Annotated in this window: 11 protein-coding genes; 3 read left to right on the forward strand and 8 right to left on the reverse strand. The window is 66.4% G+C overall.

All coding sequences use genetic code 11. From position 1 onward, the window contains the following. Positions 1–12 precede the first annotated feature (12 nt). Positions 13–1,713, reverse strand: coding sequence for a methyl-accepting chemotaxis protein (locus C0V82_RS06970; protein ID WP_102111701.1), 1,701 nt, complete (start codon positions 1,711–1,713; stop codon positions 13–15). 181 nt (positions 1,714–1,894) lie between these two features. On the opposite strand from C0V82_RS06970, the gene pdxY reads away from it, so the two are divergent. The 3 genes from pdxY to C0V82_RS06985 all read left to right on the forward strand — a co-directional run bounded on the left by pdxY (position 1,895) and on the right by C0V82_RS06985 (position 3,837). Continuing rightward, complete coding sequence (gene pdxY / locus C0V82_RS06975; RefSeq protein ID WP_102111702.1) at positions 1,895–2,755, forward strand: pyridoxal kinase PdxY; 861 nt, start codon at positions 1,895–1,897, stop codon at positions 2,753–2,755. A gap of 85 nt (positions 2,756–2,840) precedes the next feature. Next, entirely contained in the window at positions 2,841–3,245 is a 405-nt protein-coding gene (locus tag C0V82_RS06980; protein ID WP_102111703.1) for a hypothetical protein, read from the forward strand. 100 nt (positions 3,246–3,345) lie between these two features. Then, positions 3,346–3,837: a Rid family hydrolase gene (locus tag C0V82_RS06985; RefSeq protein ID WP_158659780.1), complete on the forward strand. Its 492-nt coding sequence runs from the start codon at positions 3,346–3,348 to the stop codon at positions 3,835–3,837. 27 nt (positions 3,838–3,864) lie between these two features. Here C0V82_RS06985 and C0V82_RS06990 read toward each other — a convergent pair whose 3' ends face one another. From C0V82_RS06990 to C0V82_RS07015, 7 genes are all read right to left on the reverse strand, one after another. Beyond that, on the reverse strand, positions 3,865–5,934 hold the full coding sequence (locus tag C0V82_RS06990; protein WP_102111705.1) for a TonB-dependent receptor: 2,070 nt from the start codon (positions 5,932–5,934) through the stop codon (positions 3,865–3,867). A 124-nt stretch (positions 5,935–6,058) separates the two neighbouring features. Continuing rightward, the gene (locus C0V82_RS06995) at positions 6,059–7,045 is read right to left on the reverse strand and encodes a cobalamin biosynthesis protein CobD/CbiB (RefSeq protein WP_102111706.1); all 987 of its coding nucleotides are present in this window, start codon (positions 7,043–7,045) and stop codon (positions 6,059–6,061) included. A gap of 80 nt (positions 7,046–7,125) precedes the next feature. After that, complete coding sequence (locus C0V82_RS07000) at positions 7,126–8,418, reverse strand: heme biosynthesis protein HemY (RefSeq protein WP_158659781.1); 1,293 nt, start codon at positions 8,416–8,418, stop codon at positions 7,126–7,128. Beyond that, positions 8,418–9,590, reverse strand: coding sequence for a COG4223 family protein (locus C0V82_RS26805; protein WP_158659782.1), 1,173 nt, complete (start codon positions 9,588–9,590; stop codon positions 8,418–8,420). Before C0V82_RS26805 ends, C0V82_RS07000 begins: the two co-directional genes overlap by 1 nt. A gap of 3 nt (positions 9,591–9,593) precedes the next feature. Further along, positions 9,594–10,289 carry a uroporphyrinogen-III synthase gene (locus C0V82_RS07005; RefSeq protein ID WP_102111708.1) on the reverse strand — a complete coding sequence of 232 codons (696 nt, stop codon included), beginning with the start codon at positions 10,287–10,289 and terminating at the stop codon, positions 9,594–9,596. Further along, entirely contained in the window at positions 10,286–11,236 is a 951-nt protein-coding gene (gene hemC, locus C0V82_RS07010) for a hydroxymethylbilane synthase (RefSeq protein ID WP_102111709.1), read from the reverse strand. The genes C0V82_RS07005 and hemC overlap by 4 nt, the downstream gene beginning before the upstream one ends. A 56-nt stretch (positions 11,237–11,292) precedes the next feature. After that, complete coding sequence (locus C0V82_RS07015) at positions 11,293–11,916, reverse strand: glutathione S-transferase family protein (RefSeq protein WP_102111710.1); 624 nt, start codon at positions 11,914–11,916, stop codon at positions 11,293–11,295. Between the last annotated feature and the right edge of the window lie 54 nt (positions 11,917–11,970).

The raw sequence follows: 11,970 nt of genomic DNA on the forward strand, positions 1-11,970 counted from the left end.
AGAGGGCGAAAACTAAGCCGCGCGCACCGACGCCAGGAACCGGTCCACCTGCGCCTTCAAGGCCCCGGCATGATCGGTCAGTTCAGCAGACGCGGTCAGCAGTGCTTTTGATTCCGCCCCCGTCTGGGCCGTGCCCTCGCGCACATCGACCACCGCCATGGTCACCGTCTCCACCCCGTTGGAGGCGTGGCGGGCGCTGCGGGCGATTTCGGTGGTGGCGGCGTTCTGTTCCTCCACGGCGGACGCGATGGAGGTGGAAATCTGGTTCACCTGTTCCACGGTGGCCCCGATTTCCTTGATGGCTTTCACCGCCTCACCCGTCGCGGCCTGGATTTCCGCGATGCGCTGGGCGATATCATCGGTGGCGCGCGCCGTCTGGCTGGCCAGCGACTTCACCTCCGACGCGACGACGGCAAAGCCTTTGCCGGCTTCTCCCGCCCGCGCCGCCTCGATCGTGGCGTTCAGCGCCAGCAGGTTGGTCTGGCTGGCAATGTCGCTGATCAGGCCCAGAACCTCGCCGATGCGGTCGGCCTTCGCCGACAATCCATCGACAAGGCTGTTGGTGTGGCTGGCCTGTTCGGCGGCGCGGCGGGTGCGGTCGGCACTATCCTCAATCTGGCGGGCGATTTCCTGGATCGACGCGGCAAGCTGCCCCGCCGCCGTGGCCACGGCCTGCACATTGTCGGTGGCCTGGGCGGAAGAGGACTCCACCGTGTCCACCCGTTCCTCGGCATTGCCGGCGGTGGTCAGCAGCAGTTCGGCCGACTGCTTGATGTGATCGGATGACGTGCCGACGGCGGCCACAACCGCGCTCACCTCATCCTCAAACCGCTGGGCAAGGGCCTGCATCTCGGCCTTGCGGGCCTGTTCTGCACGCGCCTCGGCAGCGGCCTGTTCGCGGCGCAGCCGGTCGGCCTCAATGGCGTTGGTCTTGAACACCTGCACCGCGCCCGTAATGTCGCCCACCTCATTGGCGGCCTCATTATCCGGAATGTCGGTATCAAGCTTGCCATCGGCCAGCCGCAGCATGGCGTCGGTCAGGCGGCGCAGCGGGGCCAGCGAGCCCACGACCCACCAGGCCATGCCACCGCCCAGTACCAGACAGACGCCACAGACCAGCAACATCAGCTCTGAAAAGCCGCGCGCCTGTGCCCGCGTGGCATCGCCGATCAGGCCATTGTCCTTTTCCTGCTTGTCGATGAAGCGGTTGATCCGCAGCAACCATTCCGACAGGTCAAGACGCACCGTGGACAGCAGCAATTCCTGCGCATCCGCGTCCTTGCCGGCCTTACGCAGCTCGATCACCTTGTTGATGCCGGGAAGCGTCTTGGCCTCGATCTCCTTGATGGAGGCCAGGATCTGCCGCTCCTCCGGCAGGATGTCCTTGCGAGCCGCGAACATCTCGTCCATCGCCTTGGCAGAGGTGGCGTAGGCGGCTTCCAGCTTGCGGATATCGGCCACCACCAGATCAATCTTCGACGGATCGACCAGCACGACATCGCGCAACGCGATGGCCCGGTCATGCACAGAGCCGCGGAAATTGATGGCGTAGCGCTGCTTGACGCTGTTCACCTCGTTAATCTGGGTCAGGCTGTCATTGATCAGGCTGACCTTCTGCACCCCGATGCCGGTCAGCACGACCAGCAGCACCAGGAGCACCCCGAAACCGATCAGCACACGGGTCTTGATCTTGGCATCACGCAACATGCGCATGGGACGCTCTCTTTTCATTTTTTGGAGTAGCCCGGATGGGGCACGGTGGGAACGCTAACTGACGCCATGTCGAGATAGGCCGGCAGTGACGCACCGCACAGTGTCCTCCACACGCTTTTGCCATTGAAGGTCTGTCGTCGCCCGGCGTAGCAAGAAGACACGGCAGCAGAAGGGTGAAACAGTGCGGACCATCCTGACCATCCAGTCCCATGTCGCCTTTGGCCATGTCGGCAACCGGGCTGCCGTTTTCCCCTTGGAACGGCTGGGCTTTGATGCCATCGCCGTTAATACGGTGCAATTCTCCAACCATACCGGCTATGGCGCCTGGACGGGCATGGTCCTGCCGCCCGACCATATCGCCGATGTGTTAAAGGGGGTGGAGGCGCGCGGAGCCATGGATGGCGTGCATGCCGTCCTGACCGGCTATATGGGCGATGCGGCGCTGGGCGATGTCGTCCTATCGGCGGTGGCACGGGCCAAACAGGGCAAGGCGGATGCGCTCTATTGCTGTGACCCCGTCATGGGCGATGTCGGGCGCGGGTTTTTTGTGCGACCCGGCATCCCGGAATTCTTCCGCGACCGCGCCGTGCCCCAGGCCGACATCATCACACCCAACCAGTTTGAGCTGGAATTCCTGACCGGCCACACCGTCACCGACCTGTCATCGGCCCTGTCGGCCACCAAGGCAGCCCGGAAATTGGGGCCCCGCTGGGTGATGGTGACCAGCCTGACGCGAAGCGACGCGCCCGATGACAGTATCGAAATGCTGCTGGACGGGCCGGATGGCGCCTTCCTGGTTGCCACCCCGCGCCTGGACCTGTCACCCATGCCCAACGGGGCCGGTGACTGTGTCGCTGCCCTGTTCCTGGCCAAGTTCCTGGAAACCGGCGACGGGCAGTTGGCGCTGTCGCATGCGGCATCGGCCATCTATGCTGTATTCCGCGCCACGCGCGACGCCGGGCAGCGGGAATTGCAGATCATCGCCGCACAAGACCAGCTTGTTCACCCTTCCCGCTTTTTCAGCGCCAGCCGTGTGGACTGACGCGCGTGAAGGGTGCGGGCTTGCAGCACCGGTGCCGCTTGTCTATTTGAACTGATGACCCTGCCGCCTTAGGAGCGCCGAACGGATGTCCCGCCTGACCCTTGCCAGCCTTGCCCTGCTCACAGGCCTGCTGTCCGTGCCATCCATCCAGGCCCAGCCCGCGGTACAGCGCGGCCCGCAGGGCGAATTCGGATGCGAGGTGCAAAAGGGCAATCCGTGCCAGGGCCGTGTCGATTTCAATGCCGGGAAGAGCTTTGAGTTCAAAATCCCCGGCCCCGGCGACGTGACGTTTGAGAATAAGGGCAATAAGCGCTGCGTTCTGGAATATTCCATCACCGAAAGCACGCTGGCCGCCACGGGCCGGCAACTGTCGCTGGGTCCCGGCCAGAACCAGGTGCTGGCCGTGCGCGATGCCGGCGGCATGGTCATCCGCTTCTTCAATCGCGGCATCGGCTCCACCACCTGCGACCTGACGGTCGGCTTGTCCTGACGCCCGGACCCGTCACCGGCCCGTTACACACCGTAACTGTCAGGCAAAACCACTTCTGATATCGGCTTCATCCTTAACCATAATAAGGATGGAGTGTGTGATGATGAAACGCGGTTTTGCCCTGGCCCTGCTGGCCTGCGGACTGTCGTGCCTGCCAGCCCTGGCCGGTGCTCGGAATGAAGCCACCGTGATCATGCCCGATGATGAACGGGTGAAGGCCCTGTTCACGGAATGGGGTTTTTCCGACGCCGTGGTGACGGGCGACACGGTCTATCTGTCGGGCGTGGTGGCGGCCCTGCGCCCCGGTGAAACCGACCTGAAGCTGGCCTACACCCGCGCCATGGACCGGTTGGGCATCATCCTGGGCCGGGCGGGCGTCACCTGGGACGATGTGGTGGAGATGACCACCTACCACACGGATATTCCCGGCCAGATGCCGGCCTTCAAGGAAGTGAAGCACCTTTACGTCAAGGCGCCGTTCCCCGCCTGGACCGCCATCGGCATCACCCGTCTGGTGCCCGACAACGGCATTACGGAGATTAAGCTGGTGGCGAAACTGCCAAAGAAAAAGGACGGATCAGGAACACCCTGATCCGTCCTTCTGCGTGTTTGCCGCCGGTCAGAACCCGGCGCGCAGCGACAGGCGGAAGTCGCGGCCCGGCTGCGGCAGCACATCCTTCAGGAAGGAAGTGGCCAGCCGCACCTCCTCATTCGTCAGGTTGCGCAGTTCCATCAGCAGGGTGATGTCGCGGTCGGCAATGGGGTGCCAGTCCAACGAGGCGTTGAACACCATCGAATCGTTGGTCGGCAGCTCGTAATCGGCGATGCGCTTCTGCTTGTCGGTCCACACGCCTTCGAACCGCGCCGCCACCGTCGCCAGCTCAAAGCCCAGGCCGGCACGGGCCGACAGGGCCGGGATGCGCGGCAGGGGCGTGTCATTGTCGCGGTCGGTGGCACGGACATAATCCACGCCGCCATCCAGCGTCACCGTCACCTGATCGTTGCGCAGGACCGTCGTCTCGGCCTCCACCTCAAAGCCCCAGAAGCGGGCATCGGTGGCGGAGAACTGGGCGACCGGCAGCCCCTCCTCCTCCGCCCCCGTCAGGCGTTCATAGATGTACTTGTCGTAATCAGTCAGGAACAGGTTGACCGACCCCGTCACCGGCCCGCCGGATTTCTTCAGGGTCGCTTCCACGCCCAGGCCCGTCTCCTTGCCCAACGTGCCGTCGCCCCGCTCATAGGTGCTGGTGGCCAGATGGGCGCCATCGGACAGCAGTTCTTCGGCATTGGGCGCCCGCTGGGTGCGTGACAGGGTGACGCCCGTCATCCAGCCATCACCCAACTGCCGCGACGCGCCCGCCGACACGGAAACGGTGGTGAAATCGCGGTCGAAATCGACACTGCCCGCCGTCACATTCTGCCGCTCCAGCCGCACCCCGCCTTCCAGAGCAAAGGGCGCCAGGTCCAGGCGTTGCAGCGTGAAGACACCCATCTGGTCGGTATCGCTGGGCGGCAGGAAGGCTTCATCCCCGATGGCTTCGAAGTTGCGGCTGCTGGCCTGGACGCCGACGGCGCCTGACAGGTTGCCCATGGCGCGCTGCACCATCTCGATGCGGCCTTCCCAGCCCTTGTTCAGGAAGCGGGTGCCCGTCTCGCCGCCTTCCAGCTCCTTATGCTCGTAATCCGCCCAGCCAAAACGCACGCGCGTCGTCTCAAAGATGCCATAGGGCTGGTTGACCTCGCCCATCAGATCCAGGCGCGTCTGGCCCAGATCGATGCGCACGGGGCCTTCCTCTGCCTCGCCTTCCTCGCCCTCATGGCTATGGCCGGCGGGAACGCCGTAATTGCTGTCGAACCGGCTGGCCGACACGCCCAGGAAGCCCCAGTCCCCCAGGTAGGACAGGCCGGCAGTCGCGCCCTTCTGGGTCAGATCGCTGTTATCGACCCGGCCCTTGGCCTCTTCCTCCTCCCCTTCATGCTCATGATCCTCCTCTTCGCGAAGGACCTTGGATTCCAGGAAGCCCGGCACTTTGTAGTCGTCCGCTTGGCGGTAGAACCCATCCAGATGCAGCACGAACGGCCCATCCAGCCGGGCATCAATGCCGGCGGCCAGGGACCGTTCATCGGCATTGCTGCCCACGCCGATGCGGGCAAAGCCATCAACCCCGTCCTTCGGTTCGGCAATCGGGATGCGGCCATCCAGGACGTTGATCACGCCGCCCACGGCGTTATTGCCGTACAGAAGCGTGACCGGACCACGCACCACCTCCACCCGCTTGGCGGTGGCCAGGTCCAGGGCCGGGGCATGATCGGGGCTGGTGCTGCTGGCATCGATGCTGCCGATACCGCCCGACAGTATGCGGATACGGTCGCCGCCCTGACCCCGGATGATGGGCCGCGACGCGCCTGACCCGAACGCCGTCTGCGACAGGCCCGGCAGCTTGTCCAGCGCCTCGCCCAGCGTGGTCGACAGCGCCCTGTCCAGCGCCTCACCCGACAGGCTGGACGTGCCTTGCAGGATATCGAACCGCTTGGCCCCGATGGGCGAGGCGGTGACGATGATCTCCTCCACCCGGTCATGGGCCGAACTGTCCGCCGTGGGTGCCTGTTGCGCCATGGCGGGCGCTGCCGCCACCGCGCTGCCTATCACCGCCGCCACCAGCCAAACAAGCGCCTTGTCCGTCCGCATTGCTGAACCCTCAATTCAAATACGTTATAACGTAACGGTTGATAGTCGCGTTGGCGGCGGTGGGTCAAGCCTTGATACAGGGCGGTCTTGTCGCAGGGTGGGCGAATGGTGCCCTGGGTGAATATCACCCTGCCACCAGCAGCCCCATCCCCACCACCAGCCCCGCGGCAATCAAGGCGCTGATGGCGTAGAGCGCCATGCCGGCGCGCAGGTCGCGCGGCGTGGCCCTCGCGCGGCCATTGCCCAGCCAGGGCTCCTTGACCACCCTGTCCCCTTCCCGCCGGGGGCCGGCGACCGACAGGTCCAGAACGCCGGCAAAGGCGGCGATGGGCAGGGCGTCGGCCCCCATCGGGTGCCCCTTGGCCCCGCGCACATCGCGCAGGCCCGACGCCGCACGGGCGCGCGGCACGAAGGACGCCGCCAGCAACAATACCAGGGCCGCGATCAGGGCGGCCGGAAACCCAACCCAGGAGGTCAACCGCCGGGCCAGCGCCCCAAACCGGGCATGGCGCGGCGTGTCATGGCCGATGATGCGCGCCGTCCCATCCAACGCCGCCCAGACCAGCAGGCCCGCCAGCCCAAACAGGGCATAGAACAAAGCCGGCGCCACCACGCCGTGAGTCAGGGCACGCGCCGCCCCCTCCGCCCCGGCCCGCACGATGCCGTGATCGTCCAGGCTCCAGAGTTGCCGGTCGGTCAGGGGGCCAACGGCCTGACGTGCCGCCTCCGTCTCCCCCGCCTCCAGCGCCGATACCGTGCGTGACATGGCACCCCAGGGCAGGCGCAGCGTCAGGCAGCGCACCAGGATGATCAATTCCAGAAAGCCCCCCGCCGGCACATGCCGCACCAGGACCGACAGGCAGAACCCAACCAGGATGCCCAGCGCCAGCAGCAGGATTGTGACCAGAGAGCCGCGCGCCCCGCGCACCCCGTCCGTCCGGTCGATCCGGTTCAGCCGCCGGTCGAACTGCACCACCGCGCGCGCCACCAGATCGGCCGGCCCCGGTAAAAACCGGCGCAGTAATGGGCTGTCACCGATGCAGGCATCGACGATCAGGGCAATGACCAGCAGCAGCAGGGTATCAACCCCACCGGAATAGGGCAGCAGCATGGGGCTATATCCACGCGGGACAAAGGTGGGCCATGGTTAACCGGTGGCCCAGCGCGGCGGAAGCGGAATCGTCGCGCGAATTAAGCCTTCCCCACCTTCGGCCACGTAATGGCATCCACCGCCCCGCATTCATCACACACGGCGTGCCAGTCGCTATGGCTGGTGCCGCAACTGGTACAGCGCCAGCGGGGATCGGCAGGCGCCGACATGGCCTGGTTCAGGAAGGCCTGGACCTCCGGCCCCTCACCCTTTTCCGCCCGCGCCACATCGGCCAGCCGGCGATAGGCGCGGGTGGTCGGGGCCAGTTCGCGAACCTTGTCGAGATGCGACCGCGCCACACCCCAAAGCTTGGCGTTGATTGCCGCCTCGGCCAGGGCGAAATGCGCGTCCGCCTGACCGGGCTTCAACGCCACCAGCGCCTCATAGCGCTTGACCAGCGTCAGCGGGTTCTGGTCCGCCGACGCCTCGCCCCAGACCTTGGCCAGATCGGGGTGCGGCGATTGCCGCCACGCCTGTTCCAGCACCTTCACGGCCTTGGCATGTTTGCCCGCCTTGGCCAGCAGGCGCGCCAGCAGCGTTGCCGCCGGCACCCGTGCGGGGTCCAGATCGAACGCTGCCTGGGCCGATTGCAGGGCCTGATCGGGCCGCCCCGTGGCCATGGCCTTGCGCGCCTCTTCAATCAGCAGGGCGGCGCGGCGATGGCCGGCATCATCCTTGGGCAGGGCTTTGACCTTCTGCGCCTTGACCAGGGCGGCATCGGCTTCCAGCCAGTTGCCACCGCCTGCCTCCAGCTCCGCCAGCGCCTTGGCCGGCCAGTCGGCCTTGGGCCGCAATTCCAGCGCGCGGCGGGCATGGTCCAGGGCTGCCGGGCGGTCCCCCCGCTCCATGGCCTGGGTCAGCAGGGCACGCCGTGCCGCCAACTCCGTCGCGGGCTTGCTCAGCATGGCCTTGTAGGCCGACGCCGACGCCACCGCATCGCCGCGTAACTCTGCGGCACGGGCCGACAGCGGCAGGGTCAGCGACGGTTCACGCAGCAGCTTTTCTGCGGCCTTCGCGGATTTGGTGGCAATGTCGGCATCACCCGCCGATGCCGCGACCCAGCCCTGGGCCAGGGCACGGAACCCACCCTCACGCCGGCGCGCATTGCGGCTGCGGCCAAAGGCGCCCGGCCCGTTGCGCAGGATGCGCCACAGCCGTGCGATGCTGGCGGCAATCCAGGCGGCCAGCAGGACCAGGATGGCGCCGATGCCCACCGGCATCTCCACCACATGCTCCAGCCATTCAATCGTCACCCGGCCCGGACGCTGCGCCAGCCAGACGGCAGCCGCCACCAGAATGCCGATCTTCAGGAAGAATATCAGGGATTTACGCATCAGCGGTTCTCCCCGTCCCTGGCCCCGTTCCCGGCATCCGCCTTGCCGGGACCCGCCATGCGGGCCAGCGACATGTCGGCCAGGGTGGCGGCGGCGGCTTCTGCCGCCATACGCGCCTCGGCCAGTTTCAGCCATTCTACGGCGGGACCGGCGGCATGGGCCGGCAACCGCTCCATCTCCTCCACCGCGCGCGGCAGGTCATTGGCCAGCATCGCTGCCTCGGCACGGGCCAGAACCGCATCGGCATTGTCGCCCGCCACCTCGCCAGAGGCGCGGCGGAAGGTGATGATGCTGGTCAGGCGGCCCAGGACACGGTCGGTCCAATCCGCCCCTTCCCGGTCGCGGTCGGCGCGCAAGACGGCGGGTGCCAGCAGGCGGAACTTCTCCCGCAGCTCGATATCCCCCGCCAAGCCAGTTTCCGCCGATGCCGACAGGGGCGCCAGCAGATCCAGAAGCGCGGTATCGTTGGCGGCCAGCGCCTGCGCCGACCGCAATTCCCGCGCATAGGGGCGCCCACCGCTGAGCGCTGCCTGCAACTGCCCCACGGCGATGATCAGCGCCTCGCCCACAGCGCCCATCTGCCGGCGGGTTTCCAGCATGGTTAGGCGCGGGATCACCTCCGCCGACACTTCTTCCAGCGTCTGCACGCGGTGGGTCAGGGGGGCCAAGTCAACCGTCTCTGTCTTGCGATCTTCCAGGGCGGCGATGCGGTCGGCCAGCGCCTCAGTGGCGGAGATATCAACCCCACCCTGCGGCCCTTGTTCCGCCGGCACCTGCACCGTCTCCCGGGCAACAATGGTTGTGTCCCCCGACAGGCGGCGTTCAAGTGCGTCCTGGCGCTTCGACAGGGTCTCCAGCGACGCGCGCAGCGCCTGCTGCTCCGTCTCCACGGCATTAAGGCGCTGGGCCAGCGGCGACAGGTCAGCCACGGCAGGCGGCGGTGCATTCAGGTCGCGCCAGAAGCCATAGCCCGACAGACCCGCAGCCCCCAGCGCCAGCAGCAAGGCCGTCCCGCCCAGAAGGCCGCCGCCGCCACTGCGCTTGGCCGCCACCGGCGCCGGGTTCACCTTGGGTGCTGCGGGCTTTGCGTCCTGCTTCTGGGCACTGGCTGCGATTTCGCGTTCCAGATCGGCCAGGCTGGGGCTATTGCCCGTCTTGTCACTGTCGCTCATTCCTCAACTCCCCTTCACCGCCGGCAGCAGGGCCAGCAGGCTGGCCGCATCGGGCTGCACCGCCACACGGGTCTGGCTGAAACCGAACCCCTGGGCGGCGCGCGCAACCGCAGCCGAAATGCACAGGGCCGTCAGACCGCCCATGGGCGCCGACAACCCGGCCTTTTGTGCCAACCTAACAAACACGCTGGCCGTACGCGGCGAAAAAAGCGCCACATAGGCTACCTGTCCGTCACGCAGGGCCGTCACCGCTGCGTCGGGCAGGTCATCCACCGGCACCGCACGATAGGCGGTAATCCTTGTGACAACAACGTCAGCGGGTGAAAGTTCCCCCGCGACATCCTCACCCGACAGGTGCAGAACCCGTGGCCCCCGGCCCGACAACAGGCGGGAAAGGGAGATCACATCCCCACCGGCGGCATAGACCTCCTGGAAGCCCAGTTCCCGCGCCAGCGACGCCGTCCGTTCACCGACAGCATAAAGCGGCAATACGCGCTCCGCACTGCGGGCGGCCAGTTCCCGCAGGCCATTGGCGGAGGTGACGGCAACAGCGTCAAAGCCTTTCAGGTCAAGGGGCGGTCCCGGCACGGGCTGGATGGTCAGAAGCGGAGCCATTACGGGAACGTAGCCCAGCGCCTTCAACGCCGCTTCTGTTTCCGCCGCCCCCGGCTCTGGCCGTGTGACCAGGACGCCCGTCACACCACCGGCCCGTCAGGGTTGATCCCGGCAAAGAAGGCGGCGGGCAGCTTGGATTTCAGCTCCTCCCCCGCGTCAATGCCCATGGCCAGCGCGTCGGCCTTGTTGCCGGCGCGACCCGTCATGAACCATTGCTGTCCATCAGGCCGGATGACCAACGCCTTCAACGACATGGCGTCACCATTGATCAGGGCCAGGGCCGCGATGGGCGTGCGGCACGACCCGTCCAGTGTGGCCAGCACACCGCGTTCGGCCGTGACCCGCAATTCCGTTTCGGCACAGTTCAACGCACGAACATAGGCATTGGTGCGGTCATCGCCAATGCGGGTTTCAATGCCGATGGCGCCCTGCGCCACCGCCGGCAGCATCTGTTCTTCCGACAGCACGCCCGTGGCCTTGTCCACCAGACCCAGCCGGTTCAACCCCGCCATGGCCAGCAGGGTGGCATCAACCAGCCCTTCTTCCAGCTTACGCAGCCGCGTCTGCACATTGCCGCGCAGGGCCGCGATCCGCAGGTCGGGCCGGCGCATCAGGACGATGGCCTGCCGGCGCAGGCTGGCCGTGCCGACCAGCGCACCTTCGGGCAACTCGTCCAGGCTGGCGGCCTTGGGGCTGAACCAGGCGTCGCGATGATCCTCGCGCGGCAGATAGCAGATGATGTCCAACCCGTCGGGCAGGGCTGTCGGCACATCCTTCATGGAATGCACCGCCAGATCGACGGAGCCATCCAGCAGCGCCTGCTCGATCTCCTTGGTGAACAGCCCCTTGCCGCCCGCCGCACTCAGCGTGCGGTCCAGGATGCGGTCGCCTTCAGTCTTGAAGGTGACGATCTCGACCGCCCCCGCCTCCGCCAGTTCCGGGAAGGCGGCGGCCAGACGGTCGCGGGTCTCAATGGCCTGCGCCAACGCCAAGGGGCTGCCGCGCGTGCCGATGCGGAGAAGAGCTTTCATACCTCTCTCAATACCGCTTTCGGGGCCTCGGGGGAAGCGGCCCGATGCAAACTCCGTTAACCTTTATCTGCCGCCTGCGCCACCGCGCGCTGATAGGCCGGGCGGGCCTGGATGGCGGACAGCAGGCGCGTGATGTTGGGGTGGGTGGCCGCCGTCACGCCGGCGCGCATCACCGACACTTCCAGCGGGAAGCTCATCATGATGTCGGCGGCGCTGAATTCCGCACCAGCCAGCCAGGGGGAACGCCCCGCCTCCTTCTCCACATAATCCAGATGCAGGTTCACCTGCTCCTTGACCATGCCCCGGATGGGCAGGGCCAGCAGGCCCATCTTGTCGGAAATCAGCTTCAGCAGAAGCTGCGGCATCAGGGAGCCTTCGGCGTAATGCATCCAGTAGCGATAGCGCCAGTGGGCCTCGGCATTATCGGCGCCAGGGGCCAGATGCGGGCCGTGATGGGCCAGCAGATATTCGATGATCAGGCCAGTTTCCACCAGCACCTTGCCGTCCACCTTCACCATGGGCAGCTTGCCCAGCGGGTGCAGGTCGCGCAAGCTGATGGGGGCGCGCATGGTCTTCTTATTGCGGCGATGGCGCACAATCTCATACGGCACCCCCAGTTCCTCCAGCAGCCAGATGACGCGCAGCGACCGGGAGATGTTCAGGTGGTGAACGCGGATCATGGCTTGGCTCCTGTGGAACGGGTCATGCGGGAATAGCACGGGCGTGCGGTTTGT

Source organism: Niveispirillum cyanobacteriorum (assembly GCF_002868735.1).
Lineage (GTDB): Bacteria > Pseudomonadota > Alphaproteobacteria > Azospirillales > Azospirillaceae > Niveispirillum > Niveispirillum cyanobacteriorum.